Origin of the sequence: Palleronia marisminoris, assembly GCF_900172315.1 — a bacterium.
In the GTDB taxonomy this organism is placed as follows: Bacteria; Pseudomonadota; Alphaproteobacteria; order Rhodobacterales; family Rhodobacteraceae; genus Palleronia; species Palleronia marisminoris.
In genome coordinates, this window is the sequence record NZ_FWFV01000020.1 from 1 (window position 1) to 26,075 (window position 26,075).

At 60.3% G+C, this 26,075-nt stretch carries 23 protein-coding genes, 1 tRNA gene and 1 pseudogene; 8 read left to right on the plus strand and 17 right to left on the minus strand.

Going from position 1 to position 26,075, the window contains the following annotated elements:
* Positions 1-48 precede the first annotated feature (48 nt).
* The 3 genes from PAM7066_RS18035 (at position 49) to PAM7066_RS18045 (ending at position 1,814) form a co-directional block, all read left to right on the plus strand.
* A tRNA-Met gene (locus PAM7066_RS18035) sits at positions 49-125 on the plus strand.
* 574 nt (positions 126-699) lie between these two features.
* Positions 700-918 carry a DNA/RNA helicase domain-containing protein gene (locus tag PAM7066_RS19675; RefSeq protein ID WP_370738104.1) on the plus strand — a complete coding sequence of 73 codons (219 nt, stop codon included), beginning with the start codon at positions 700-702 and terminating at the stop codon, positions 916-918.
* Positions 919-977: 59 nt separating this feature from the next.
* Positions 978-1,814, plus strand: coding sequence for a pPIWI-associating nuclease domain-containing protein (locus PAM7066_RS18045; protein WP_085855610.1), 837 nt, complete (start codon positions 978-980; stop codon positions 1,812-1,814).
* Between the two features lie 105 nt (positions 1,815-1,919).
* On the opposite strand, the gene PAM7066_RS19105 is transcribed toward PAM7066_RS18045, so the two are convergent.
* From PAM7066_RS19105 to PAM7066_RS18125, 15 genes are all read right to left on the minus strand, one after another.
* Positions 1,920-4,139 (minus strand): hypothetical protein, encoded by a 2,220-nt coding sequence (locus PAM7066_RS19105; protein ID WP_085855611.1) that lies wholly within the window; start codon positions 4,137-4,139, stop codon positions 1,920-1,922.
* Positions 4,140-4,705: 566 nt separating this feature from the next.
* The gene (locus tag PAM7066_RS19460; protein WP_085855612.1) at positions 4,706-6,742 is read right to left on the minus strand and encodes an AICE element replication initiation protein; all 2,037 of its coding nucleotides are present in this window, start codon (positions 6,740-6,742) and stop codon (positions 4,706-4,708) included.
* Complete coding sequence (locus tag PAM7066_RS18060; protein WP_217640008.1) at positions 6,739-7,056, minus strand: hypothetical protein; 318 nt, start codon at positions 7,054-7,056, stop codon at positions 6,739-6,741. Before PAM7066_RS18060 ends, PAM7066_RS19460 begins: the two co-directional genes overlap by 4 nt.
* On the minus strand, positions 7,046-7,252 hold the full coding sequence (locus PAM7066_RS18065) for a helix-turn-helix transcriptional regulator (protein ID WP_090929537.1): 207 nt from the start codon (positions 7,250-7,252) through the stop codon (positions 7,046-7,048). The genes PAM7066_RS18060 and PAM7066_RS18065 overlap by 11 nt, the downstream gene beginning before the upstream one ends.
* A 123-nt stretch (positions 7,253-7,375) precedes the next feature.
* A complete protein-coding gene (locus PAM7066_RS18070) occupies positions 7,376-8,182 on the minus strand; it encodes a hypothetical protein (RefSeq protein WP_085855614.1) in 807 nt (268 codons plus the stop codon).
* Between the two features lies 1 nt (position 8,183).
* Entirely contained in the window at positions 8,184-9,353 is a 1,170-nt protein-coding gene (locus PAM7066_RS18075; RefSeq protein WP_085855615.1) for a tyrosine-type recombinase/integrase, read from the minus strand.
* Positions 9,354-9,518: 165 nt separating this feature from the next.
* Complete coding sequence (locus PAM7066_RS18080; RefSeq protein ID WP_085855616.1) at positions 9,519-10,355, minus strand: recombinase zinc ribbon domain-containing protein; 837 nt, start codon at positions 10,353-10,355, stop codon at positions 9,519-9,521.
* A gap of 1,036 nt (positions 10,356-11,391) precedes the next feature.
* On the minus strand, positions 11,392-11,823 hold the full coding sequence (locus PAM7066_RS18090) for a hypothetical protein (protein ID WP_085855618.1): 432 nt from the start codon (positions 11,821-11,823) through the stop codon (positions 11,392-11,394).
* Positions 11,816-12,385, minus strand: coding sequence for a hypothetical protein (locus tag PAM7066_RS19110; RefSeq protein ID WP_085855619.1), 570 nt, complete (start codon positions 12,383-12,385; stop codon positions 11,816-11,818). The genes PAM7066_RS18090 and PAM7066_RS19110 overlap by 8 nt, the downstream gene beginning before the upstream one ends.
* A gap of 992 nt (positions 12,386-13,377) precedes the next feature.
* Positions 13,378-14,049 carry a hypothetical protein gene (locus PAM7066_RS18100; RefSeq protein WP_085855620.1) on the minus strand — a complete coding sequence of 224 codons (672 nt, stop codon included), beginning with the start codon at positions 14,047-14,049 and terminating at the stop codon, positions 13,378-13,380.
* Entirely contained in the window at positions 14,046-15,155 is a 1,110-nt protein-coding gene (locus PAM7066_RS18105; RefSeq protein ID WP_085855621.1) for a thiamine-phosphate kinase, read from the minus strand. The genes PAM7066_RS18100 and PAM7066_RS18105 overlap by 4 nt, the downstream gene beginning before the upstream one ends.
* Positions 15,152-16,444: a hypothetical protein gene (locus PAM7066_RS18110; protein ID WP_139215054.1), complete on the minus strand. Its 1,293-nt coding sequence runs from the start codon at positions 16,442-16,444 to the stop codon at positions 15,152-15,154. The genes PAM7066_RS18105 and PAM7066_RS18110 overlap by 4 nt, the downstream gene beginning before the upstream one ends.
* A gap of 6 nt (positions 16,445-16,450) precedes the next feature.
* Positions 16,451-17,035 (minus strand): hypothetical protein, encoded by a 585-nt coding sequence (locus PAM7066_RS18760; RefSeq protein WP_139215055.1) that lies wholly within the window; start codon positions 17,033-17,035, stop codon positions 16,451-16,453.
* Positions 17,035-17,622, minus strand: coding sequence for a dCTP deaminase (locus PAM7066_RS19680; protein ID WP_085855624.1), 588 nt, complete (start codon positions 17,620-17,622; stop codon positions 17,035-17,037). Before PAM7066_RS19680 ends, PAM7066_RS18760 begins: the two co-directional genes overlap by 1 nt.
* A complete protein-coding gene (locus PAM7066_RS18125) occupies positions 17,612-18,256 on the minus strand; it encodes an HIT family protein (protein WP_085855625.1) in 645 nt (214 codons plus the stop codon). Before PAM7066_RS18125 ends, PAM7066_RS19680 begins: the two co-directional genes overlap by 11 nt.
* A 220-nt stretch (positions 18,257-18,476) precedes the next feature.
* Between PAM7066_RS18125 and PAM7066_RS18130 the strand changes: the two genes are divergently transcribed.
* Together PAM7066_RS18130 and PAM7066_RS18135 are read left to right on the plus strand one after the other, a co-directional pair.
* Positions 18,477-19,769 (plus strand): plasmid recombination protein, encoded by a 1,293-nt coding sequence (locus tag PAM7066_RS18130; RefSeq protein ID WP_139215057.1) that lies wholly within the window; start codon positions 18,477-18,479, stop codon positions 19,767-19,769.
* Between the two features lie 91 nt (positions 19,770-19,860).
* Positions 19,861-20,193 carry a hypothetical protein gene (locus PAM7066_RS18135; RefSeq protein WP_085855627.1) on the plus strand — a complete coding sequence of 111 codons (333 nt, stop codon included), beginning with the start codon at positions 19,861-19,863 and terminating at the stop codon, positions 20,191-20,193.
* Positions 20,194-20,518: 325 nt separating this feature from the next.
* Here the strand turns inward: PAM7066_RS18135 and PAM7066_RS18140 are convergent, their stop codons facing one another.
* The gene (locus tag PAM7066_RS18140; RefSeq protein ID WP_085855628.1) at positions 20,519-20,923 is read right to left on the minus strand and encodes a 3'-5' exonuclease family protein; all 405 of its coding nucleotides are present in this window, start codon (positions 20,921-20,923) and stop codon (positions 20,519-20,521) included.
* A gap of 640 nt (positions 20,924-21,563) precedes the next feature.
* Here PAM7066_RS18140 and PAM7066_RS19700 point away from each other — a divergent pair.
* A pseudogene (locus tag PAM7066_RS19700) lies at positions 21,564-21,814 on the plus strand (IS3 family transposase); the annotation flags it as partial.
* A 466-nt stretch (positions 21,815-22,280) separates the two neighbouring features.
* Here the strand turns inward: PAM7066_RS19700 and PAM7066_RS18150 are convergent.
* Positions 22,281-22,979 (minus strand): phosphatase PAP2 family protein, encoded by a 699-nt coding sequence (locus tag PAM7066_RS18150; protein ID WP_085855630.1) that lies wholly within the window; start codon positions 22,977-22,979, stop codon positions 22,281-22,283.
* A gap of 213 nt (positions 22,980-23,192) precedes the next feature.
* On the opposite strand from PAM7066_RS18150, the gene PAM7066_RS18155 reads away from it, so the two are divergent.
* Positions 23,193-23,870, plus strand: coding sequence for a response regulator (locus tag PAM7066_RS18155; protein ID WP_175484735.1), 678 nt, complete (start codon positions 23,193-23,195; stop codon positions 23,868-23,870).
* Entirely contained in the window at positions 23,867-25,267 is a 1,401-nt protein-coding gene (locus PAM7066_RS18160) for a sensor histidine kinase (RefSeq protein WP_085855632.1), read from the plus strand. The genes PAM7066_RS18155 and PAM7066_RS18160 overlap by 4 nt, the downstream gene beginning before the upstream one ends.
* Positions 25,268-26,075: the final 808 nt, after the last annotated feature.

Consider the following 26,075-nt stretch of genomic DNA (forward strand, 5'->3'; position numbering starts at 1 on the left):
TGTCGATGAAACGCGCCAGAATGGCCGTCCGATCCAGACAAGTATTGCCGCGGGATGGAGCAGTCCGGTAGCTCGTCAGGCTCATAACCTGAAGGTCGTAGGTTCAAATCCTACTCCCGCAACCAAAACAATAGCAGCGGAACAAATACATAGCGCCCCAAGGGGCGCTTTTTCCGTTCGAAGTATGCCAAGCGGTGCTACGCCGGTGCTACGGAGTGGCGCAATGCATGCGCTGTGGTGAAGCAAGATCGCGGCAAAGGGTGTCTGGCCGGCGCTGAGCCGATGCACTACGGCCCCCGCCGCGCCCGTGGCCTCCCCCCGCGTGCCCAGGCCGAAGCGTAGGAGCGGCTGGGACTGCCAGATCCGATGCCATCCGCTCGAATGCCTACAACATGCAGGAAGCGGACATTCCAATCTCCCGGACGCAGTGTGACGGCGACGCCGCGATCGCCATAGCCGCCGCTCAACTTGCGAGAATGCTGCTCGGGGGGCTCCCCGAAGCGGTCATTCGGCGGACGGCGCAGCAATTCGATCGTCAGAGGGTCAGAGTTGCGGACAAAGCTGCTGTCCGGCTGATTGCACAGGGTATCCCGGCGTCGCCCAAAGACGAATGATTTCGCCGACGTAGTCCATTGGCTCTTTCGGCCAGCCGGTGATTGTCGCTTCTTCAACGCGCTGGAGGTTCCGCTCTCCGAGTTCGTGTGCCAAGGTCTTGAGGTCGATTATGTCGGGCTGTGCTGGGGCGGCGATCTTATTTGGAAACAGAATGCATGGGTACCTCGTCAGATGCGCGCACCACGATGGCAAGGCGCCCGAAAGGAAGAAGCGAAACAATGCGGCCTCAACGCCTACCGGTTGCTTCTCGCCCACGCGCATGCCGGCTTGGCGATTTGTTCCATGAGGCAACGATACAGATGAAGCGCATGAGCGCGATGATTTCGACTTAATTTTGCATAGATTTCCAGAAGGCTGAGGCAATGAAATACGAATGCGTATCTCAGGAACTTCGTGATTACGCCGACGGCTCGAACGATGACTTCGTGAAAGCCCTGTGCACCGGCATCGAAAGATTGCTGCCTGATAGCGAAAGCCCTGTCCGGCTCAACCTCATCGCGTCATGCTTTCGAGAGTTGCTGACATATCAACTCGATTGCCTGGCGGCCCACGCAGCAGTCCAGCAGTGCCCTTGGTACGTGCAGGACCCAACAGCGCAGGCTGCTACCAGGCGTCAGCGGCTCCGCTTCGCGATCTCCGGTGGTCTCCCAGATGCAGCTCTGGGCACTCTCGGCTTCGATGAGCCCGCGTCAATCGCTGAACTTGCAGATCATTATAAAGAGGCCAGCAAATACACACACGTCCGGCCTGATCGCATCAATCATTCAGACGACGAAGTCGGTGACTTCGTTCTTGCGGGCGTAACCGCCCTCACCGGTCTTAGAGAAGAAATTGATTATCTTTGCGATAACGTCAAAGAGCATCTGCGGGATGCGATATCTGAGCATGCGCTTCAAAAATTCCTAGAGACCGAGCTTGATGAGCTCGATATTCTCTCAACACACACGCGGGTTGAATGCCCCTACGTGGATGAAATTGACGTCGAAAAGATTGACCATGCGTATGTGTATGTGAACGTCACCGGTGACGTTAATGTGGAACTCGTATATGGGTCACGGTCCGATTTCCGCCGGGGCGACGGCGCGACGCTGAATGACTCCTTTCCCTTTCAGGTGAGCTTGCGATCTCCCGTCAACAACCTTGAGAATTTCGAGACCACTCAACAGATCAAGGTCGATACTTCTTCCTGGTATGAGTAAGTAGGCGCAGCCATCGAACGAACCGGCGACGAGATCGATGGTGTGCCGTGCGGCGCCGGCGAACTGACTATTCGGAGCTAACGCTTGAGTGCGCTTACACTGTTCTCAGATTACTCTGCCAATGCCCTCCCGGCCAAGCCGGAAGAAAAAGACGCCGTTGTGCGTGATCTCGCGCGGCTTCTTCAGGTAGATGAAGACCACGACATCTGATGTGCCGTCGAACTCGCTGGCGATGCCGTGTGCAAGAAGGCGCGCTTCGGCCATCAGCGCCTCCTCGCTCCCAAAGCCCTTTGACAGAAGCCACGTCGCCACGACAAACTGACGGTTCGCTACCGTATATATGCTGTAACGCGGGCCTTTGCCGGCACCGCCGCCGCCGCGACGCCATTTTCGTACGAATTCCTGAAGTTCAGACAATGCCGGAGGGGGCTGATTGAGGATCGTGCAAATGATGTCAAAACGATGGCGCACTGTTCCGATGGATGAATCATAGATTTCCGAGACAGTGCGCTGCCACATCGGCGGCAGGGTGATCCCCACAATCGCAGGCGTTGCACGATTGATTGCCGGAACGGTCCTCTTCCTTACCTGCGCGTCGGAGTTATGGAACAGAATGCGCTTGTCCTCAGGACCGCGTCCTAGCAGGCAGAACCCATTCGTAAGATACATTGAAAGCAGGTCCTGTTCATCCCCATCATAATCCAGTTGCGTGCCGATCAGCGGTCGTCGCGTAAGATAATGCGCAAACGAAACTTCGGAATCGAGGAACCGCGAAACCATGTCGAGTTCCCCAAGCGAGAGCACAGGTGCCCACGGCTCATCAGCGCCGAGGATGCCACTTTCTGCAAAGAATTCGCGCGTTGCGGAGAGCGAGGCGAAGTGCTCTAGGCAGATGCTGTAGCTGAAGGCGATCTTTAGCCGGTCCAGATTAAGTGGAACCGGTTTTCCGGTCTTCTTGTCCCGCAAGCTGATCGCCACCGTACGGTCATTCAAGTATTTTTGGAGTCGTCGCGCCTGCTTCGCGGGCCCAATAAACAGGTCAGAGACGTTGGTATTTAGACTTTTCCCAGCGCCGCGACGTGCCGCCGGACTAATCTTTCCGGACTTGGCTTCGAACATGAACAGGAAATTGTCCAGAACAACGACAACGTCATTCTCATAGCGCACGCCAGTTGCCGGGTCATCCCAGATCACACTCCGATAGATCGAGGCACTGGGCATGGCCAGTTCCAGAGTCTCGGCCATGGCGTCTTCCAGATATTCGGCACGCGCGTCGCTGTATGCTGTGCGCACCTTCGGCTCGTTGCCGATCAAGTGTTCGGCAATACGGAAGGGATGGCTGTAGGGGAAATGCGGGATCGGCAGCAGGTACGTCTCGTCAGGCATGGTGATAAAGGGCTTTTGCCACACCGGGTTATCCATGATGAAGCGTCGGGGGTCCGCGCCGGCAAGCTCTCCACTGCTGTGTGAGAACCGGTCGATCAGCGGCAGGATTTCATCACCGAACTTGGAAACAAGTTCCTCCTTTTCAAGCGCGAATAGCCACGGCGTTGCGAGCTCCGAAAGTTGATATCCAAGATGGCTGAGGTCCCTCACAGTCCGCTTCTGGTGCCGACAACGCTCCCACAGGCGCGCTGCAACCGTGCTGCGGGCGCAGAAGTATTTGATCCGCGCATTGACGTCCTCGTGCGTCTTTGCCCGCAGCATTTCCCCGCAGTTCGCGTAAAATTCCGTGATCCGGTCGCTTACGAACCGAGACACGCCCAAAAGCCGGGCGTACTGCTCAGCAAACGGCACCACCTGCGCAACCTTGGCATCCACGCGGGAGAGAATATTGCCTATAATCCCGGCGCACACGTCCTGATCATAGGGAAAACGGTAGAACACTGTCTGAAGGCGAACCCGCCAGACGAGCACATCCGTCTTGTCTTCCGTGTCCAGTGCCTCACCCTGTTCCGACATAAAGGCACTCATCATGCGCCCGAGCACACGCCAGTGGCGCGAAAAACTTCCGGGCGCTGTGGGAATGCGGGACTGACGCGGTGGACGTGTCAGATAGAGCGCCTGTAGTATTTCGAGGCTGCCGAATTCGATCGACGGATCAGGCTTGTTCATGACAATCGTTTCAAGAATGCACTGGTGCGCTGTCTTCGAAAGCGCCAAGCGTGCATCCCGGCACTCAAGAAAGCTCAAAAGCTTCTGCGTGTTCAGATCAAAGGCCTCGCTCGGCGAGAGACCATCATCGGCTTCATCCGCCTTGAGACTGTTCGTCCCGAGGGACCACGGAAATTCATAGCCGTGAATGTAAAGCTCACCCGAGGACATCTGCCTGCTAATCCATTGTTATTTTGACCTAAACCCGAAGCTGCATCATCCCACTGAAACGAACTCGCGTCCAGTCTGTTGCCGTCGGCGCACCCGCCAAATGCCTTGACGGCCGGGCTGTCGTGAACCGCGCCCGCCTGTGGCGGTCTCGGCCACCCGGTTTCCATCCCTTGCGCTGTATCTGATACCGCCTTCGTGAGATAGAAGCACCGGATTTACCGCTGCGCTGCCTGACCGTCGCGATCCCCGCGCACGGCCTTTCACATGCTGCGCAGCTAGCCGTCCTTGCTGGTCCAGATACGGGCGAGTTCGGTCGACTATCTCTCATTCGGCGCGGTGGCGACAGATCGATAGGCCTGAACACAGGGTTTCATGCCCACGGCTTCTGGCGCGAATGTCGTAGAACGGCTGACTGTGAACTCGCGCTGGTCCTGCATTCAAGCTACGCGTGCGGCCGAAATTGTCGACAAAACAACCCGAATCTGCCGTCCGCCCTGTCCGCCGCTGTCCGCCTGCAAGCCCTGTTGGATCAAGGGCGGACGGCAGGCGGACAGGGCGGACAGCAGTCAGGCCCTAGTTACCTGTATCATCCGCCGCCGATCTTTTCCTTCGCGTACGTGGGCGACCGCGATACCCTGCCGTCTCAGAAGGGGCGTGACCCGGCGCAGCTCGCTACCGAAGGCGGCCGCCTGGCGGGGGAATGCGTCTGCAGCGTCGGTAAGCGCAGGATAGCGCTTCCGCAGGTACGCGATCAGTTCTGCGGCCGTGCCGCTCCAGGTTCCTGAATCCGCGACCATTGTCAGGATGGCGCTTGCGACTGCGTTGCTTTCAACCGCGGCCTCTTCGGACTCTCTTCGGTTGGCTTGGTACGCCGCCAGGAAGGCCCCCGGTGGCCACCCGAGACTCGGTTCGGCGGCCGTCACCCAGCGGGCGAAGTCGGCCAGCCTGGGGCGGTCTTGGAGGGTCACGCTGTCATGTCGCTCTAGCGCGCCGCTCGTCGCGTCTAACAGGCCCGCCAGGATGCGAGGGCGCACCTCTTCGAACTGGTCCCAGAACTCTCCTTCAAAGGCACGGCGGTTCTCTGCGATACTTGGGAGTGTCAACGTGATCGCCCGGTCGGCCAGGTCTGCCCGTTCCGCGAGATCGGGAATGCCGTTCAGCAAGCTGGGACGGGTGGCGTCGAAGAGTACCTCGTCGGAATCGCTGTGCAGTTTGCGCGTCGCAAAGCCGCCCCCGGTTGCCAGGCGGCAAAGTGCGTCCGCCATGCTTCCCTTGATCCGCGATATGTTGTCGAAGGCCAAGACATGCGTTCCCCGTGCCGCAATGACCAGGTTGTGCTCGTCTTGCGGCAAGCTCCGCGTCGAGAGCGTGGAAGGATCGACCAGGGACCGTAAAACCTTCGACGTGGTGCTTTTCGCGCTGCCCTGTTCCCCGCTCAGGATTAGCAGGGGATAGGGACCTTCCGGCCGCAAGCATCCCAGAAGCCAAGCGACCATCAATCGGAAGTCATCTTCGCTGGCCGCGTTCACGAAGCGCTTCAGGAGGGCAACGTCTCCGCTTTCAGGGAGCGGCATGGGCAGGGCGGATGCAGACGGGGAGCGCACGAAGCGCGGTTCATTTCCGCTATCCACCCGCCAGCCGTTCGCTGTGATCGTGGCGCGGGCGCAATCCGCGCCGCCCAAATCCAGCACGATTGCGTCCCCGTTCCGCCCGATCCGGGTAAATACCGGCCTGGTTGCGCCCTCAAAGCGCGCCTGGCCGATCATCTGGCGCTGCATGTCGTCCAGCTTCGCGGCGGGCGGGGCCTTTCCGGTCGTCCGGTACGTCTCGTAGGCCAGAAGCTGCTTGAAGCTGGAAGACGTCAGTTCGAGCGATTGCCACCGGCCATCCCGGCGGAAGGTCGCGAAGGGGCGATGATCGGGCGTGTGCCACAATTCCAGGTCATCGAAGAGCGGCGCTTCGTCCGGCTCCGTTCGGTCGGTGTCCTCTTCGGCGTGGGGGCGCGCCATCTCGATCAGTGTGTTGATCTCGTGCACGCCCCAGCCGCTCGCCACCGCGTCGGCGGCATCCCAGCCCTTGGGGAAGACAGCGTCGGGCGCCGCATTGCGGTTCGCGCTACGTATCGACCGCAGCACGATATCCGCTGTGGGAATGATCCGGGGCAGGGCGCCAAGTTCGGCATGCAAGGTGGCAGCCAGGCCTTCGGCGTATTTCAGGCCGGGTTCGTCCTTGTCCGGCCAGAGGATCACCTTGCGCCCCCGAAGCGGTGCCAGGTCGGTTTTGTGTGCGCCGTTGGCGCCGCCGAATGTCGTCGTGCTGACATAGCCCAGGCTTGCCAGCGCATCCGCGCATTTCTCGCCTTCGGTCACGATCACGGCGCGATCCGCGTTCGCCTCCGCCAGTGCGTCCAGGCGGTAGAGCGGGCGCAATTCCGGCGCTTTCCAGGCATCCGCGATCAGGTCGTAGGGTAGGAAGAACTTGCCGTCCTGTTTGTCGTAGCGGTTGGCCATCAGGACCGGCGTTCCGACCGCATCGCGGTAGACGTATTGCACGGTCGGTCTGCCCGCCTTCGGGTGACGCAGGTGCGCGATTGAATCGCTCATCCGTCCATCCCCCATGTCTCGATCAATTCTCGCGCGGCCTGCCCCTGGGACAGGCCGTTGAGATAGGCATAGAGGCTGACCGGATCGCCACCCTTGTCGCCGGTGGCGAAGTCGGCCCATCGGCCGGTCTGAATGTTGATCTTGAACGAACCGGGGCGCCGGTCGGCGCGGGTCGGATTGCGGGCCGTCCATTCGTCGCCCACGCGACGCCCATCGGGCAACCAGGCGGTCAGGAGAGATGGCAAGTTCTGGCGGCAGGCCATGTTCACGGTGGTGAACTGGATATGGCGGAAGGGCAGCGTCTCAGTTGTCATTGGCCACCATCTCCTGCAGGCGGGCCAACTCGAAGGCTTCCACGTCGCCCAGGCGGTAGCGCACCAGCCGCCCGACCTTCACGTAGGCCAGGGGATAGCGCTTGGTGCATCTCCAGGTGCTGAGCGTCGTGATCGAAACGCCCAGGCGGTTTGCGACCTCCTGCGGCGTCAGGAGGTTTTTCGGGGTAGGGGTCATTTCAGCGTTCCTCATCAATCGGTTGCGATAAGGGGATGCTGCCAACAAAGCGCGGCGGTCTCTATCAAACCCGATAGTGAAAACGGGGCAGGTTTCCGTCCCGGCTCTTGCTATGGGAAAGGCCTACACCAGCTTTCGCACGGCCGTGGTGATGGCTTGTCGCGTCACTGCCCCGTCGATCTTTTGCAGGGAGAGGTGGCTTGCATCGACAAGGCGCGAGACGGTCTGTTTCGCGTCCTTGTGGTACATGCCGTGCGTGAAGGGATGGGGTGAGAGCGCGTCCCAAGTCGGTCGGAAGGTCCGCAAGAATTCCTGAATTGCATGATCCTTGGGGAACTTCCGCTCATTGGAACGCGCACGCCAGGCTTTACGCCGTTCTTCTAATTCTTCGTCGCTATCGAAGCGAAAGGCTGACTCGCCTGATTCAACAGCTCCGATCCAAACCGGATGCGGCTCGCGGTTCACGGCGTCTTCCCCGTAAACCTGCAAGTCGATCAGCATGTCTCGAATATCCGCGAAGATATTTCGACGCGTACCGATGAGTTTTGGAAGGTCCAGGCTTTCGCTATGCGCAAGCGGGGTCGGGCGGTTGCGAATACTCCGCTCAAGACGCGCTTCCACGCCGGGGAACTCCTGTAGATCAAGCAAGGCAGCTTCCAGTTGCCCGGCCGCCTTCGCGACACGATTCAGCGCCCTGTTGTCCTCCTTCTCCGAGCGCTGGCCCTCTCGCTCCGAGCACGCGTCAACATAAGCCTCGAAAGCACGCCTTAGCCCGTCCCGTAGGACGCCGCGTTGTTCTCCATCTTGGGGCACGTCGGCATGTTGAGCGACTTCGTCGATAAGTGCCGGACCGAGGATCGCCTCAATCTGCAGGTCGGTGTCTTCGTCGAGATTGATCGCAAGGCGGGGGTAGAGATCGTCGGCTGGCACGTCAGGCTTCCTTTGCCTGAGAGCGGGCATGGCTGAACATTGCGTCTGTCGCCTTGTTCACCGAATCCCGCACCGGGTCCAGGTTCAACCGGGCATAGATCGCGGTGGATTGCTGGCTGCGGTGGCCCAGCGACTTGCCGATGATGTAGCCATTGGCCCCGGTTGCGGCTTGGTAGCTTCCAAGCGTACGGCGCAGATCGTGGATGCGCAGATTATCGATCCCCGCTTCGGCCAGGATGCGCAGCCACGCCTTCTTCGGGTCCGCCAGGTAGCCCTTTGCCCCCCGGCCGGGAAACACCCAGGGACTATCCGAGCGCAGCTTGCGTTCCTTCAGAATATCTAGGGCCTGTTGCGGCAGGTGAATCGTTTGCGGCTCGCCGTTCTTCGTCAGCTCGATCCGCCAGGTTGCGGCGTCGAAGTTGATCTCGGACCAGCGCATCGCCAGCGTGTTGGACTTCCGCGCCCCGGTCAGGAGCGAGATCAGAAAGAAGTCGCGCGCCGCCTCGTTCGGTTCGCGAGCCAGGGCTTCGAAGAAGCGGGGCAACTCGTCGGGCTGCAAGAAGCGGTCGCGGCTCTGTTCCTTGAACTTCTTGATGCCGGTCGCCGGATTCGCGCCATCCCAGCCCCAATCAATCGCCTTGTTGAAGATGGACCGGACACGTTCCAGCAGGCGGTTGGCCTGATAGAGGCCGTTTTCCTTGCCGGTCTTGGCGTGCAGGCGTTCCACTTCCGACTTGGTGATCGTCGATATCTTGCGCGTGAACCAATGCGACAGGAACTTCGTCACCTCGCGCTGGTCGTATTTCCAGGACCGCTTATGCACCTTGGAATACTTCTCCATGTACTCCGTGAAGAGCGCGCCGAAGGTCATCTCGTCCCGGATCGCGCGCTTGTCCTCCTGCGGGTTCTTGCCGCTGGCAATTTCGCCCTTGGCCTTCTGAGCGGCCTTCCTGGCGTTCTCGATGCTGATATCGGGGAAGCGGCCCAGCAGCACCCGTTCCGGTCGCCCTTGGATGCGCTTGTAGAGGTAGAACGTCTTGGCGCCGCCCGACGACACGGCCAGGACCAGCCCCTGCTCGCGTTCGTCGTAGTAGTAATCCTTCCGTCCCTTGTTGGCGGCGGGCGCCTTCGAAAGTGCGGCTTTCGTGAAGTTCAGGCGATGACTGGCCAAACGGTCCTCCCGGCGTGGTGCTACGATGCTACGCTGGTGCTACACGGGGGAGCAAATACGAGCAATCTCGGAGTATGCTCGTCAAAGTCAGTGTCCTGTTAAGATACTGATATGGATATAAAGAAACGTCTTCAGCAAACACCGTCAAACATGCGCCGGTTAGACTCATAACCTGAAGGTCGTAGGTTCAAATCCTACTCCCGCAACCAACGAAATCTGAATCAACGACAAACCAGCGCCCCAAGGGGCGCTTTTTTGCGTCTCCCCAACGGGTTGCCCAACGGGTTGGAAGATCCGGGACGCCTCGCGCCGGATCTCGATTGCCGTGCCGTCCCGCGCCTCGGGATCGCCCTTGACGCGCACCTCGCCGAGAAGCTCGCGCAGCAGCGCGTTCGCCGCCACCATGTGGTCGCTTCCGGTCAGCAGACCCTCCAGGCGTTCCACCTGCGCGCGGTAGATCGCTTCGAGCTCACCTCGGGTCGGCAGCACGATCGGCTGCGGATTGGCGGTCTCGGCGAGCTCCTGGCGCAGCGCATCGCGCTCGGCCTCGCGCGTCTTCAGGCGGCTCATCAGGCTCTCGCTGGCTTCCTCGCCCTCCAGCCGATCGAGCAGGCGGTCGATCGTCGCCTCCATCTTCCTCAGGCGCGTCTCGAGCTCAGCCCGGGCGGCGGTGGCGTCGTCCGGGGACGTCGCCATCAGGCGGTCTACCTCGGCCGCGAATTGCTGTGCGAAACCCGGTGTCATGAGGCCCTTGCGCAGGCGCGCCAGGACGCGCGTCTCCAGCTTGTGGCGGGTGATCGTGCGGCTGTTGCTGCATTCCTGCTTGCCCTGCGTCTTGCGCTTGTAGCAGCCGTAGCGCTCCTTCGCGACGATCGTGTACGCGCCGCCGCAGCAGCCGCACTTGACCATCCCGTTGAGGAGGTACTTCGCGCGATGGCTGTCGTTGAGGGGCGCCGTCTTGCCAGCGTACTTCTCATGCGTGGCCTCGAGGCGGTCCTGCACGCGGTTCCAGACATCGTCGTCGATGATCGCGAGCTCGGGCGCCTCGCCGTAGACGATGTCGTCCGCGTCAGAGGGCCGCGAGATGCGATTGCCGGTCTCGCCGTCCCGAAGGAAGCGGTTCCGCTGATCCGGATCCGGGTGACCATGCGCGGCGGCCCCTTCGGGAGGGCGCCCGTCCGCTCCAGCCGCCGCCGCTCTTGCCGGGACATCAGGTTCTCCTCGTCGGGCGTCAATGGCCCACCCTTTGAGGCGATGAGGCCCACCGTCGTCAGAACATGGTTCAGCCCCCTCACAGCCAGTTCGACCGCACCCGTGAAGCGCCTGTCCTGTGCTTCCGGATCTGGAGGGTAGCGGAAGTGGATGAAAGGGTCCTCGCCGATTCCCAACGCTTCTCCCCGTTTGCCCTCGAGTTGGATCATGGGCTCAAGAAAACCTTCCGGTCCGCCCTTGTGGAACTGTGCGATTGACGTTGAGCCGTCATTGTTTCGGATCAGCATCATGCCGGTGACAGCTTCTCTGCTTTCACCCTGTTGAGGGGCCGAACGCGGGCGGGTGAACTCCATCCATATCGAATCGAACGGCAGCGGCGCTTCGTCGAGCTGGCGGCCAAGGCGCTCCTCCTCCCCCTCCATCTGCATAGTCGAAATCAGGTCATAGGCTGCGCCTGCGACGGTGAAGAGTTTGACGCTCTCGATCGCCTGCAGCAGGCCTTCCACCCGCCGCCGACGCATTTGGCGCATCTCTGCCGGTACAAAGTGCATCACTGGATCAGAAGCTGGATCCGCGAGATAGCGGACGTGAGCACTCTTGATGTCCGTCAGGAGCATGACTGGCCCTTCCCCGTCCGAGGGGGCCATCTATTTCGCGCAATGAAGCCCTATGCAACGCACGGCGAGAAAATTGCCACGCGTAATGCTGCGAACGAAACCCTCACGCCTTCCATACCAGAGAGTAGGACGGGCGCGCCGGCATCTGTAGCAGCAGAGGGATGTCGCCGGCGTGCCCTGGCGGGGGCGTCGCCGCCCCCGATCTCGTGTTATGGTTCCGCGTGCATGCGGTTGAGCACACGCTGTGTATCCCGCAGGTCCCGGATGTCCTGGAGCGTCTCGCGGAGATGGAGGATCACGATCAGCGCACGCCCCAAGGCTTCGGCGGACGGGCTATAGTGGCGCCGCGTCCAGCCAGTCGTCGACACGTTCTCGAGGCTGTTGTCGAAGATCGTTTCTTCGTGCGTCCCGCTCAAAATCGCCGTCTCGAGGACCTCGATCAGCCCATCGAGGTCGAAGATCGTCTGCGTCTCAAAAAGCCGGTCCGGGTTCATGCGCCCTCGGACATCCTTTGCGAACGACCGGCGAGTGGCGGGCAGATGGGGTATCGCATCTTCGCCGAGAGCTACGATCACGATGCGGGCGGTCGAGATCGCGTCAGCGATGAAGTGGTCGAGATTATCGAGGCAGAGATCAGGCACTGGCTTTTCCTTTCGTGGGGGAGGTGGCGGCGCGGAGGGCGCGGTTCCGCTGTCGGAAATCGCGTTCTTCCCGCTGCCATCGGCGCTGTTCCTCGTCGCGTTCGCGACGACGTTCGACAGCGATGTCGTGCTCGGCATGGATGCGCGCCCGGAGGGCGTTCATCCGTTCAATGAGGGCCTCGTCGAGCCGCCCGATGATCGGGGAGCCCGTGGCGGAGCTCGCCTCGAACCCGACGTGGCCGATGGCTACGGTGATCCGGCGCGCGCACACGAAATGCGTCGGCTTGGTGAGACCGGCCGCGGCCATGGCTCCGCCGCGACGGACGAAGATCGAGTAGCCCTGATTGGCTTTCGTCTGCGCATCCGTTCCGTATGCGAGGGTCGCAAAACGGCGGCTGCCTTTGGTCTCAATCTCGAGAACGAGACACGGCCGCTTTTTTGGCGGCCGTTGCCCTTTGCTTTCCCCTTCGGCGAGGGGAAAGCGAAACTGGACGACGTCGCCGCGTTGCAGGTCATCTGGCCATGCAGGCTGGGCAATGATGGGTTTGGGGTCGTGATACATGTGAGCGTCTCCAACGCTGATTGAGGAAGACGCGTCGATCTTCGAACTCACCCGGCCGGGTTCGTTCCGTGCCGCGCGTCATAAAGCGCGCGCGGCACGGAGCGGACCTGCCATCCGCCGGATCATCACGGATGCCAGACCGTTCCCCCCGTGGGTGATAAAGCCGGAGAGGTGCAGGACAGAGCGGGGTGTGAGCGGGTCCTGCCCTGAGGGTCCAGGGAAGCGGAGCGCGTCCCTGGTCGAGCCGACGGCTGCCAGGGGGTGCAGGGGGAGTGGCGAACGACGACCCCGCGAGCAGGGGGTGTCCAGAGGGGGAGTGCGGAACGATGACCCTCGGCCCCGCGGGAGCGCCTGGCGGGTTCGGGAGGGCGGAGCGTCTCCCGAGCGTCGCGCAGCGGCGCCGGGGTCCAGGGGTTCACCCCTGGCGAACGACAGCTGGAACGCAGGCACGCAGTGCCGGAGTGCCAGCTGGTTAGTGAGTAAAGTGCCTGCAGTTGGTAAGGTCTTTGCAGTCAGATAAGCCTCCCAGCTAGCGAAGAAACGCGAGGTTGAAGATAAGATTGCTACCGAACAATCAGCGTCATCCACACGTATGCGGCGGTACCTTTCTACCGGTCGCTGGTCAACGCGGCGCCACAAGCTGATGATTAAGCTTGTCGCACGTATGGCGCTTGTCTCGGTGGCGGGAAGGAGCCTGTCTGTGCGGCCGGAGCCGCCACTGGCACGTGCCAGTGGCTCTGCCCGGCCCAATACGACATGATGGACGACAGGCCGTCGGATGCCGACATATCAGATAGCTGAAAGAGCCGGGGGTCGCTGCACTTGTGGCGCAAGAAGCTGCTTTCGAGCGTTTTCATTGAGCTCAGAGACGGGCGGCGTAACTAGCATCAGTCACGTCGAAGGGGACGCCTTTCCAATAACGTTATATCGGCGTTCTGCTTGAACGGTTGAAGTCGGCCCGAAGAACCCCCGGCGAAACGCCACTGCGAGCGTTATCGGCTTGGGTCGGACTCTGATACTAAGATATGATTGGCATTGGCCATTTCTGCCTGCAGCCGCGGTAGCAAAATAGCCGACCAAGTTTCTAGTGAACCGGCGTCCTTCGCAAGCTCTGAAAGCGACACGGTGGTTACCTCACCTAAGGTGTCCTCGGCGACTCTGTCCGGAAGTTTGTCAATGTGCCAAATGCCGATCAGGCCAATATGCACTCGCCCCACGGGGTTGTCGTTGTCGACCAACAGGCCAATCCAGCGGCGACGGCTTACAGTCAAGTCGCCAAGCTCTTCCCGTATCTCCCGCTCGGACGCCTGCTCGATTGTGGCGAAAAGATCAAAGTTTTCGCCCGATGAACGTCCGTCTCCCAAATCCACGTGTCCGCCGACTCCGAGTGACAATTGACCGTGCAATCTTTTCTCGCCGCCGACCGGCGTCCGCTTGTAGCGCACGATCCGGTTGCCAACGCACAGCACGATATACGGGATTACCTGTCTGAACTCCTCAGTTTCTTCAAGTATCCTGCGCGGCCCGAACCATAACCCGGCATTCTCAAGATGATCGATTGCAACTCCATTCGGCATGGACACAAACCCCGTTTCAGCCAGCTCAGGCGGAAGGCCGGCGGCACGCGTCGCGAGGATGAGGCGAAGTTCGGGGCCTGTGTTCATTTTTTTTCCATTGACGTCAGAATTGGTGTCGAGAGGATGTAATCTAGGTGACCTTCCAGTCCTGAGTTAAATCCTCGACGGACGAAGTTTTCGTTCCTGACAGGTGTTATCGAGTAGCTGCGCCCAGACAACTCGGCGGTCAGTGCACCAGGCGCCGATGTGACCCGCCCGAGGAGCTGCCCCTCGATTCCGTTGGCGGCACAAAATTCGCCGAACTCCGCTACGCGCTCCTCATTCACGACGACCGCCACCGACCAGTCACCCCAAGTAAAGAAGAGGTTCCAAGGACTTGCGACTCGTGGCAATGCTGACGCGAGCCGCACTTCATCCGAAAGTAGATCGTCCCGGAGCTCGAGCGCGAAACCGCACCCTGACGCATCCGCGATGTTCCCAATTGCGCCGAGGAGGCCGTCGGAGGTATCCGATGCTGCAAGAATGAGATCATGCTCTGCAAGTAGCCGCATCGCGCGCAATTGTGGCATCGGGAAGCGCAGTGTGTCTGCGGATTCGGTTGGCGCAGCTGTCGACGTCGGGTCGGGTACTTCAGCCTCTGAAGCGAGCAAATAGCGTGCCATAAATGAGCCCGCCGCGCCGACGACGGCGATGCGGTCGCCGGGGCGGGCGCCGTCGCGCCCAATGCGCCGGACTCCGGCGAGGGTGCCAACGCCAAACACGCGTGCGGCAAGATCAGGGCCTTGCCGGAGATCACCGCCGCCATTACGAAAGCCGAAGGCACTCATCGCCCGAAAGTAGCCACGCATAAATTTCTGTAAAGCTTGGACTTCAAGGTCCGCAGGCGCATCGATGCAGTTGGTCAGCAGTAGAGGCTTGGCGCCCGCCGACGCGATATCGCTCGCAGTGGCAACAACGGAAAGCCAACCTGACGCTTCCCAATCTTCGTGATGCGCGGCCAGACTCCTCACGAGCGGTCGAGGGCCAACGTCGGCGCTGACTACCAGCGTGTCGCTGCCAGTCTCTATGAAGGCGCAGTCGTCGCCCACGCTTGTCAGCCCGTCCGCCGCCGTCGCGAGCGGTAAGATAATTTTTCTAATCAGGGCAAATTCGCCCAAGTCGGAAAGACGAAGGGGTTTATCTGAGAGGCTCAAGCTGACGATCCTTGAGGTACGATTCTGTCGATTTCCAAAGCAAGCTGTAGCACCGTCGCGATCAAAGCGACCTGGTTGCGGGCGCTATCTAGGTGCACCAGCAGGCCATAGCCGACCAAAAATAGTGGGATCATGTACTCGCGTTCCCAATCATTTCGCACCACCCGCTCTTGCGCTTTGCGCCAGATCACGTCGCGGATGATTTCGGCGCGTTTACGTACCGCCACTGGAAGCCCACATGCGTCATGGGAATCACGTAAAAAGCCGGCGAGCTTGAGCATGTCCTCTTCAGAAATCTGAGAAGGGAGTGTTGTTCCGCGGAGATTGAGGTCGAGTAGCAAGTAGTCTAAGACGATAGGACGTTCAGCCGCTGCCCACCCAAAGTCGATGATCTGCACGCTGTCGCTCGTGTCGAGCACGATATTCTTGGGATGGAGGTCGCCATGTACCGGCCCGAGGACGACTGGGGCTGAAGTCCGCTGTTCGATGATTCTCTGGATGATTAAGGTGGGATTAGGCCAACATGTACCAAATGCGCGAGTCGTTTGCGCCTCACCGAACAACGCTGACAGCATGTAGCTCCTGCTCCCCTCGCAATCCTTAGTCGTCTTCCGCAGGTACTTTTCATAGTGGTCGGCGTACGCAGCATTGGTCGCCGGTGGTCTGCCCCGCCCTCCCTGATGAGGTGGCTCCATAGCATCTAGCGCTTGCGCAATCAGCTTCGACACTTTATCCCAATCGACTGCATCGGGCCGCAACAGCTCAGTCTTGCTATCCAGCAAATGCCATAGGTCGCGAACCTCCACATCGTTTCGGCTTCCTCCATGCGTCGGCTGGGATCGAGACTGGAACGGTGCCAGCAGGACTGCGCGGTTTGCGGCAGCCTCGGTAGCGTCATAATAAATGGGGAAGGCGAACTTGCCTTTCTGCGAGCGAGTAAGCTTGGGCCACCCGTCCGCGCCCTCTTTCTCCTCGCACAGCTTGCGCGGCGGACCGATTTTCGCCACCAGCGGCTGTGACGGAGATCGTCTTTCGGCCTCGCCGACATTATGACTATAATATGCCACATAAACGCCGGCGCCGCTTGCGCCCGCGGGTGCACCTATTCGATCCAGCGGAAGTACGACGACCCTAACTTCATGTAGTGGCAGTCGGACGCCGTTGTGCTCCGCAGACGGCCAAATTTCGGCGATCTGTTCGCACTCATAGAAGCGCTCGAGCGCTCCTTTTAGAGCTGCCTCTGTCTCTGGATGTAGCATCTCAGAAACAAGTTCAATTTTGTTCAGCATGATAAGTTAGCTCTGCCACATTGGAACGTGCGGGAAGTCAAGGCGTGTTCTGTCATTTATGATCCAGAACCCGTCACGGATAGAGAGCACCGCAGATTTTACTCGCTGAAAATCGGCATTGATCGTCGCTGGTTTGGCCTCACCCGAGTCGTCGAACAGCGTCAACGAACCTACGTCCCGATACAGTACACGTAAGACGTGCTGCGCGGCTGCTTTCGGAGTCGTCCGGCCCATGAAGTGGTTGTAGTCGAACCCAATCCCAACGGCGGCGCCGCTGGACAGTGCGGCGTCGAGCACGTCAACCCAAAGCTCTGCTTTCAAAGAGTCGAACCGCACGCGTCGCAGGCGTAGGTCCAGCTCGAGGTCCGCGAACATACGATTTACTTCGAGCTCCGCATCGGCTCCTCGAATCCCTGGCGGATGCGCCGCGTCGGCGAGCGCGAGCTTTAGTGGGTTGTCCTGACTGGGATCGACGCGAACGCCGATGAGGCCTGGTATAGTCTCGGGGAACGGAAATTCGACCCCATGCTGCACGAGTGCAGCGTGCACGAAGGCCGGGACGCAGCAATGGGGCGGCCAGATGCGTGTCATCACGACGGGTTCTCAACATCGAGTCCCAGGGACACGCCCCACTCCTCGTACAATAGCGGATCTGTAAGCGGATCGCTGCCTTCATAGATGCTACGTTGCGGGTCTCCGCAGTACACCGCTCCTATCGAAATGAGGCGCAAGTGCGCGATCGGCATTCCCGCGCGTAGTTCGAGTGGCCGGACGTTGTGGTTGTAGAGCTCGAGGGTCAGCAAGGAAGCGCCTGAGCTTCCAAAGCCCGGATTGATGAAGTCGGCGCCACAGGTCACGCCGAGGCCGAACCTAGCGACATGGGATAGGGGCGAGAGCTGACCGGCGATACCGTCGGCCAAGCGGATCCGTTCCCGCGTACATCCAAGCACAAGAGCGGACGGCTCAAGCGACAGATTGTCGGCCGTCTCTGGCACCGCGAGTGCAGAACCGGCGGCGTTGGGTTCCCAAAGTCGAAGCGGGGACCCGGGCATCCATCTACGGAATCTGTTCCCGAGCCGTAGTACATAGCTGGCGCCTCTTAGCTGAACTTCAGAGAAGGGACTGATCTCCACCGTACCTTCCTGAAGCCGCTCGACGATGCCGGCGCTAGACAGCATCAGGTACGCTTTCAGCAAGCACCTTCAATACCGCCGGTTCGATGCCCTTGTAGCTTCGCCAGTCCCATGGCCTGTCTAGAGAAAAATGCTCCGCAATCCGGCGGCGAAAGAATTGCGATTGGAACGTGCCCGGATGGATGTCCAGATTTCTCAACCGTACGCCGTCGGAGTGCCCTATTAGAAGATAATGATTCGAACCAGATAGGGCCCGCCACGCTTCCGCCAGATCTTTCGCCGTAGCAGATGCCTCCGGAAACATCAGTTCGGGTCTCGTCCGCTTCGGAAGAGGCACGACGTGTAGGTGCGCGTGGTGAAGGCCGCATCCTCCACCCATCGCCGATGTAGCGCCATGCTCGAACACGATCGGACTTCCCCAGACGGCGCATCGAGTAACCATGTTGTCGACTAAGCCAAGCATCTCGGCACGAGCGCCGTCGTCGAGAGCGGCGCAGGTTTCGACATGCGCAGTAGGTAGTATCAGAAGGCTGCCCTCAAAGATCTGTCCGAGCGTTGGGATCACGACGAACCGGTCGGTCTTCGCGATAATCCTGTGGCTTGCGACGCCTTCATACATAGATCGAAAGCGGGCAGGCCCGCTGCCCTGAAACTCAGCGCAGAACTCGCAGTCTCCCATGTCGCATTCCTTATCCGCTACTTTGGCGAACTATAGGCGTAAAACGAGGAGGCTCCAATGCCTGGTCTTCGTCTCCACCTGCCATGGAGGTTCGGATCCCACAGATGTGCCGCGTACTTCGTTGTTCGCTCCTGACGACTCCGCATCCCGAGATGCTTTGATTTCCGTGCCTTCAGGGACGCTCCGATCTCCTCCGCAGCCCACTGCAGGAGATCGGAAGATGGACGGCTCACATACTCCCAAGGCATACCCAATCGTCATGCGCATGGCCGGCATGGTCCTGAGCGATCTGCGCGGCTACGAAATGCACGGGCTGCGCAAGGGCGGGGATCTGTCGCACGCAGACCCCTCGCCCAGCAAACGCAACAAGAGGTTCATCGGCGAGGAAAACTGGGTCGAACTCGCTCGGGAACGCGTCACGGAGATGGCGCTCGAGAACCACGTCGCCGAGATCGAGAGCCTGAAAGCCCGCAACCGAAAGAAGGATCTGCAGCGCCGTCTCCTGGAGGGGCCGAAGGACCCGTGGCGGCCGACCAGTCACGGGCCGCTCCGCGAGATCATCCTGACGGCGAACAGCGAGTGGTTCGATGATGCCATGGCGAAGTTCATGGGCGAGAATCGCGAGGCCGATTTCTTGGCCTGCGCGAACAAGTGGTTGCTCGACACTTTCGGCGCCGATGTCATCCATGCTCGCTACGATCGAGACGAGGCTGCATTTCATGTTCATGCGGTGATCTTTCCGGAGACGACCGTCGAGATGACGCGCAAGAACAAGGTGACCGGTGTGAGCGAGGTCATCGCGACGCGCCGTATGCTGCAGCCATCGAGGTACAGGGTTATTGAGAACTACGAGCTGGGCCAGGACAGCGTCGGCGAGGCCTTCGCTCATCTGATGCTGATCCGGGGAGAGCGTAGGGCAGCCGCCATCAAGGAGGCGCGCGAGGCGGGGGGGACGCTACTTCCGCGTCGTCAGCACGCGCGCACCACCCAATGGCGGGCCGAACAGGAACTCGCGATTGCGAAGCGGGAGCGCGCCGTGAGCAAGCGTGAAGACCAGGTCGTTGCGCGGGAAGTGGACGCTGACGCCGTTCTCTGTGCGGCGGAGATGATCGGGTCCGGTCAGATCGAGATTGACGAGGGCGGATCAGAAGTCGATCTGCGCCCGACTATGGCCCTGGACGCGTGCCACCCGACGAAGGAGAAGGCCCTCCCACCGCAACTCGTAAGGGCTCTGGCAGCACGTAAGCGGGTCGCGCGGATCTTCGCGCCGATGCTGGCGCGCCTGCGGAAGAAGGCGGAGGAGGAGGCGCAGGGCAAGCTCACGCGAGAGGTCGCAGAGCTCCGCACTGCTTGGGCATCCTTCGATGGGATCCTTGCAAGCCTGCCCGAGAACGTTCGCGCCGGCCTCGGCGACGCGCTCAAGTCCGTCACGAGGAACCTGACCGTACTGCGACGATACGGCGGGACAGAAAAAGCAGAGGCGCCGCCAAAAAAAACACCGGATCCGCGCTGATTCGTTTTCCGTCCTCAGAAGGATGATCCCAGATTCTGGGTAAGGGAGGCAGGACCTCCCGACACCGCAACGCTCACCAAGGAGAAAGACCATGAGCAAGAAAACCGACGCCCTCATGGACCGCCTGAAGATCGTCCTCGAAAGTGAAGCTGACAAAGACGCCGCCATCGAACGCGCCAGCATGGAGGCGATGATGCGAACGCAGGCCAGACAGCTGCGCACTCTCGACAAAAAGGCTCTCGCCGAGCTGTTCGCTGAATTCGAGCAGGCAGCGACCGCCCGTGATCGGAAGCTGATCGCAGCGCACCCTCTGCGCCCCGACGCGACCGCCGCGATAATTGCCGCCGGATCCACGCCGACAACGCAAACAACAGTCCATCCGGCCGCCGGAGCCTCCACATCCGACGACCAGACGAAGGCGTGAGCCTTCCGAGCTGAACGATTTGATCGGCACCGCTTGCGGTGCCGTTCAGCGTTCTGCCCCTCGCCAATGGGTATAAAACCACCGAAATCCCGTGCCGGTGGCTGCCTCTCGAATTTCTCGAACTTCCTCGATCGTTCCGCGCGTATAGCCCTCGACCGGCCGCACTGGATGCGTCAGCTGTCGCGGAGCGTAGACCTACGGACTTTCGTTTTCCCGCGCAGCGCTTTCACCCGCTCTCCGGCCGCCCACGCCCCTGCCAGGCCACGGGCTTCTGCTTCCGCCCGGTGCGGGTGCGGGGCGCGGTCGAGAGCCTTCAAGAACGCCCTCAGCGGCCCCTCCTCCTCAGCAGGATCCCGGAAAAGGCGAATGCCGCGGCTGTGTCGAGATCGCGCAGGTCGGGCTGGGGCAGGCCTGCAGAGGAAATCAGTCGATCGAGCCAGTACGCGTCGAACTGGGGCGCGTCGGAAAGGAGGGCTGCGCTCCCGATCCTCTGCTGCGCCCAGGCGGCGACCTCTGCCGCCGGCTCGGCTTCGGCGAGTTCAGATAGTGTGATGCCGTGAACGGCTGCGCTGTCCTCTGCCCAGTCGTCTACGGACCACGACGGGTCCGGTCGAATGAGACGTCCTTCAGACGCGATCGAGCCGTCGTTGCCGATCCACGCGAGGCCGATCTCGATCGGCCATGATCGCGTGGAGAGGCTCGACGCCTCGAGGTCGAGAAACATGAGCATGCAGAGCTCCTATGGTCCGGGTAGGGTAGGTTGAAGTAGATGGCTTTTGCCGCCTCGCAGCCAGAACTGCGCTCTTGTGACACCTGAAGATGATAGATTTCGGTGGTGTCAGGCTCCCGCAACCAACGTTACTTGCCTCGACCGCCCGCCCACCCGGTGGGCGTCGGTGTTTCTGACGACCCCCCCCCTCGCACAGCACAAGAATGGCTCCGAGCTCGCCGCGAAGCGCGATGCGATGACCATTCAAAACTCGGGGATGAACTCGGGGTGAGTGAACTAATCCTTCAACCCGGTCGAGAACCCGGACCTCGAGTTTCGGCGCAGCCTATATACCGGCGGTTGTCGCAGGTGCCGCAATGACGCGCGGCAGAATAGCCATAGTGTGTCGCGCTGATCTTGATGTACCCGGCGCTGCGAAATCTGCACTGGAGAAGGCCGAGAGGAGATGCTTCGGGCGGCGGCCGCGCTCGTGGGCCACGTAGATATCGCTACGGATGCCGGTCCTGTGCCGCGCTTCCAGTTGCCCGAGATGGTCGAAAAGGACCGGCCGGCCGTGCGATTCCGCGGTGGCAAGACGCCCTGTTCATTCAGGTCTGTCGCGATAGTGCGGGCAATCTCGCGGCGTCACACTCTGTAAAGAGCCGTGTTCCTCCGGACTCACAATCTGGAATACTTCATGAGCCGCCGGGGAAACTGTCGCGACAACGCCGTTGCCGCGAGCTTCTTCAAACTGTTCATGCATCAACGGATCAGGCGCCGGACCTACAGGAACGCCAAGCTGTATTCGATTCACTCAGGATATTCTCCAACCCGAGGCGCAAGCACGCCCTGAGCCGAGTGCTGTCGCCCGTCAACTTTTGTAGACAGCAGAAACTAAGACACGGAAACGTCTGCGAAACGCGGGGCTTGCGATATCGGCTTCCGTCCACAGATGGGGTTCTCTCGGCTATCCCGACAATGAATAGCTGGACGTACTAGATAGAATTTTCGTCATATCGACGCGATGACGACGAAGCTGGGCTTCGGGGCGCAGCGCGTACTTAGATCTATCCGTGAGCACGGACCGCCCGTGCCACTGCTGACCTTCGGCGACGAATGCTTCAACTGTGATTGGCTGCTGGGTTGCGAACCCTTGCCAGAGCCCCGGTCCCAAATGGTCATGCAGCGGCGCGCGCATCGCTGGGATGAGCTCTACCTTCAGGTCCGGATTGCGTGCAACCTCCTGAACGGGCGTCATACGGACCGAACATCGAGACGTGGAGATAGCCTTCTGGTAAGGGGCGCCGCCTGCACACTGCGATAGGCTGAATTTCCCTCGATAGGAAGAACAAGACTTGGCCTCATTTATTCTGCTCGTTCACGTCTTTGGGATAAGTCGATTTAGAATTAAAAAGACGAGTCCGCAGATCAGCCAGGCGAGGAGAACATCCGAAAGAAAATGGCCGCCAAAGGCGATCCGATTCAGCGATAATGATCCAGCATAGATCGAAGTCGTCGCTGTCGCGGCCAACCTTACGGGCTTAGGTGTAATGAGGGCCGCAGCGACCAGCCAAGCTGCCAAGGAAGCCTCTCCGCTGACGAAAGAACAGTTCCCATCACACCAGTCGCTGATGACCCAGACCAACTGGTGTACGGCCTCCCCTCCAAAAGTATCGATCTCTCTCGGACGAGGCCGGCCCCAATGCGCCTTTAAGACGCCGTTTACGATCAGGCCTGGGCCAATTATCAATCCAGACAGCAGCCAAATGGGATTCCGAACCCGTGACCAAGTCAGGGCGCCATTGAATAAATTCCAGAGGAGGGAAAGAAGTATAAGCGTAACGATCCCGAACATCGCCCAGTCAGCGCTGGTGCGGAGCCTTAACAAAGATGGATTTTTCGACAATATGAATCCGTCTCTATCGCTGAACATCCAGTGACTGACAATCAGATCGACTTCCGGAAAAGCCCAGAAAAACACGCTGACTGCAATAACGCCAACTAAGAACGCGATAATCAGACGGTCCGATTTCGCGCCAGATGAAACGGGGTTGGATAGGGGTGCGCTCATAGCCATGCCGCATGCGTTGGCTAGCTTGCAGAAAACTTGCAGCCTCGAACCTTATGAACCTCGATGATGCCGCTGGAGTTGAGCAGCGCCCGTGCAAGTTGTACCGGCTTGCGTGTGGCGACCACTCGCCGCCATCATCTCGAGGGAGTCTACTTTCAGCCCGACAGGGCAGTGAGAGCTCCATGTTGACCAACCGACGTGAGGTTATGGAGAGTCGTGGTGCGGATTCTGCTCGTCGAGAATGATCGCCTTCTTTCCGAGGCGTTGGGGCGACGGCTTGCCGAGGCCGGTCATGCGGTGGATGTTCTCGCGACTGTCGCGGACGCCGAGGCGGCCTGGAAACTCGTGGCATACGACCTCTGCATCGTGGACGTCATGCTCGACGATGGCGACGGGCGGGCGCTCGTCAGGTCTGTCCGCGCCGCCGGACTTAAGACGCCGACGTTGATGCTTACCGCACGGGACGAGATTGGAGACCGGGTGACTGGATTGGATGCGGGAGCTGACGACTATCTCGTCAAGCCGTTCGCAACCGAGGAGTTGCTGGCACGACTGAGGGCGCTGCAACGGCGCTCCGCCGAAATTTCGGCGATTGAGTTGCGTATAGGAAACCTTCTATACGATCCCCGTAGCACCAGCCTGACAGTGGCCGATCGAGAGGTAAGGCTGACCGCTCAGGAACATGCAGCCCTGGACAAGCTGATCCGTGCCGGCGACCGCGTGACTCCGAAGCGTATGCTGGGCGAGCATCTCTATGCGTTTCACCAGGACTGGTCAGACAACGCGGTCGAGACGCTGATTCATCGGCTTCGCAGGAAGCTTTCGGAGGCCGGGGCTACGGTCGAGCTCAAGGCGCTGCGAGGCTTGGGTTACATCCTGCGCGAGACCCGATCATGAGACGGGCCTATCGCCTCGATGTCAGGCTCGCGGTCGTTGTGACCTTGATATCCGCATTGACCCTAGTCGGTGCCGGTACGATCCTGTCCATGGAGTTCACGCGCGGCCAGTTCGCGATAGAAGAACGCGGGCTATCCACTCAAGTCGAGGAATGGGCGGGATCGCTACGGTACAACCATGGCGGCATGGTCGTATTTGACCGCCCGGCCGAGCCATCATCAGAGATCGATCCACCTTATACCGGGCTCCTCTCAGGCACACGGCCGGTCTACGGCTACACCGTCACTGATGCGACAGGAGCGGTGCTGGATCGCTCCGACGTCAACGCTCCAGCCGGGCGCCCCGGCCTAGCAGACCCAGAACCCGTCCTTTCGAGCGGACCGACCCTCGACGGCACCGGACCAGTCCTGATCGCCGAACTTTACGTGCCGGAGTTTGGGGTATGGCTCCGGCTGGCACGGTCGCGTTCGGATGTCACTGCTTTGACAAACGCATTTTTCGCCCAGTCTCTGGAGGAACTGGGATGGGCAGCGCTGGCTATGCTTGTCGTCATGGTGATCACGGCAGTGAGCATCGTTCGCGTCAGCCTGCTGGGACTCCGGCGAGTGGCCGCGCAGGCCGAACGGATCACCTTTGACAACTTGGGGCATGAGCGGCTTGCCGGCTCATCGGCACCTGCGGAGGTTCAGCCGCTGATTGCCGCCGTCAACCATGCCTTGGACAGCATAAGGGCCGGTGCCGTCGCTCAACGCGATTTCTCCATTCATGCTGCTCATGAACTCCGGACACCGCTTGCTGACCTCAAGCTACGACTGGAGGGCTTTGCATCTAATCCCGACCGGGATGCGGCCATGCAAGACGTCGACGCAATGGCCCGTCTAATTGAGCAGTTGCTACACATCGCTCGGTTGGATGGCGGTACGGTATTCTCCTTGCAATCGCTCCACCTCGGCGAGGCAGTCTCTCGAGTCCTTCAGGAGGAGGCGTCGCGGCTGGTGTCCGGCGGATGGTTGCTCGAGGCGGGCGGTCTGGACTTGCCTGTCCAAGTTATCGGCGACTCGACATTGATCGCCCTAATCCTGCGAAACCTTTTGGAGAACGTCCGTAAGCACACACCCCCCGGCAGCAACGTAAGAGTATCCATTTCAAACGACGGAGTGCTTCATTTTACTGATACAGGTCCGGGGTTGCCACAGGGATTCCCCTGTTCAGACTTTGCACGATTTGTTCGGGGCAATGACAATACCCGCTCCGGAAGCGGACTAGGACTTTCAATATGTGAAACTGCTATGCGGCGCATGAGAGGAACCTTCAGCTTGGAGCCTGCAGCTGGCGGCGCATCGTTTCGAATGGCCTTCAGTCTGGACCGAAGTCTTGAGATAGGGCGCATACATTGAATCCATGGGTTGAGAATGACTGGGAAGCGAGAGAAGCCCGAGGACATCGTCCTGAAGCCGTGGCAGGTGGACGTGCTGCAAGTCCAAGGACTGTTGGTCGATGATGCGGTGAGCCAAGTCGGTATCACGCAGCAGTTCACAGTCCCGCTAGCACTTTCAGTGCTGCCGTCAGCCGGCATGTGGGTATGGCGTCCGGGACGCTTCATGAGATCATTTGTCTATAGGATGAGGCCGAGGAAAGTAACAGTGAAGGTCCATTTGAAGCATTGTCGCATGCTGAATGCAGTGTTCTGCAATGGAATGGGTTAGTCTATGTCGCCGGCGAACCGGGAGAGACCGGCAAAACGCCGTGATGCCAATAAAGAGAAGCACCTAACGCTCATCGAAAGTCGTGCGGTACATGACGATCGGATTTGATGATAACCACGGAAAGCCCGCAGTCATCGGAGCCGGCACACGCAAGTATTGCCTTAGCCGAGATCGAACAGGTCCCACCGATTTCGTCCGAGGGGTCTTCGGTATCTCGTCGACGTCGGGCCCGAGATCGTTACTCCGCCTGATGTCACTTTCCTGTCCTTGAGGCTGCGTCCGCTCTTCGTCCGCAGTCGAAGACATCAGCGACTAATCTCCGCTGCGCTTCATCCGGGATTGTGAGGCCGTCGTCGAACCGGCGATGGCCTGGCCGCGCCCCTTGTCAGCGCCCTTTGGCTTGTCGCCACTCTGCGAAGCGCTGGAGGTTGCTTTCGTCCGTGGCCGGGTAGAGGCCGATGATGGAGGCTCCGGCTTTCACCTGGTCTACCACGAAATC

Excerpts from the sequence above, each read along its gene's own strand:
- PAM7066_RS18045 (WP_085855610.1), top strand. The coding sequence starts at position 978 with ATGAAATACGAATGCGTATCTCAGGAACTTCGTGATTACGCCGACGGC.
- PAM7066_RS19105 (WP_085855611.1), bottom strand. The coding sequence starts at position 4,139 with ATGTCCTCGGGTGAGCTTTACATTCACGGCTATGAATTTCCGTGGTCC.
- PAM7066_RS19460 (WP_085855612.1), bottom strand. The coding sequence starts at position 6,742 with ATGAGCGATTCAATCGCGCACCTGCGTCACCCGAAGGCGGGCAGACCG.
- PAM7066_RS18060 (WP_217640008.1), bottom strand. The coding sequence starts at position 7,056 with ATGACAACTGAGACGCTGCCCTTCCGCCATATCCAGTTCACCACCGTG.
- PAM7066_RS18065 (WP_090929537.1), bottom strand. The coding sequence starts at position 7,252 with ATGACCCCTACCCCGAAAAACCTCCTGACGCCGCAGGAGGTCGCAAAC.
- PAM7066_RS19110 (WP_085855619.1), bottom strand. The coding sequence starts at position 12,385 with ATGTATCACGACCCCAAACCCATCATTGCCCAGCCTGCATGGCCAGAT.
- PAM7066_RS18100 (WP_085855620.1), bottom strand. The coding sequence starts at position 14,049 with ATGAACACAGGCCCCGAACTTCGCCTCATCCTCGCGACGCGTGCCGCC.
- PAM7066_RS18110 (WP_139215054.1), bottom strand. The coding sequence starts at position 16,444 with ATGCTGAACAAAATTGAACTTGTTTCTGAGATGCTACATCCAGAGACA.
- PAM7066_RS18760 (WP_139215055.1), bottom strand. The coding sequence starts at position 17,035 with ATGACACGCATCTGGCCGCCCCATTGCTGCGTCCCGGCCTTCGTGCAC.
- PAM7066_RS19680 (WP_085855624.1), bottom strand. The coding sequence starts at position 17,622 with ATGCTGTCTAGCGCCGGCATCGTCGAGCGGCTTCAGGAAGGTACGGTG.
- PAM7066_RS18125 (WP_085855625.1), bottom strand. The coding sequence starts at position 18,256 with ATGGGAGACTGCGAGTTCTGCGCTGAGTTTCAGGGCAGCGGGCCTGCC.
- PAM7066_RS18130 (WP_139215057.1), top strand. The coding sequence starts at position 18,477 with ATGGACGGCTCACATACTCCCAAGGCATACCCAATCGTCATGCGCATG.
- PAM7066_RS18135 (WP_085855627.1), top strand. The coding sequence starts at position 19,861 with ATGAGCAAGAAAACCGACGCCCTCATGGACCGCCTGAAGATCGTCCTC.
- PAM7066_RS18140 (WP_085855628.1), bottom strand. The coding sequence starts at position 20,923 with ATGCTCATGTTTCTCGACCTCGAGGCGTCGAGCCTCTCCACGCGATCA.
- PAM7066_RS18150 (WP_085855630.1), bottom strand. The coding sequence starts at position 22,979 with ATGGCTATGAGCGCACCCCTATCCAACCCCGTTTCATCTGGCGCGAAA.
- PAM7066_RS18160 (WP_085855632.1), top strand. The coding sequence starts at position 23,867 with ATGAGACGGGCCTATCGCCTCGATGTCAGGCTCGCGGTCGTTGTGACC.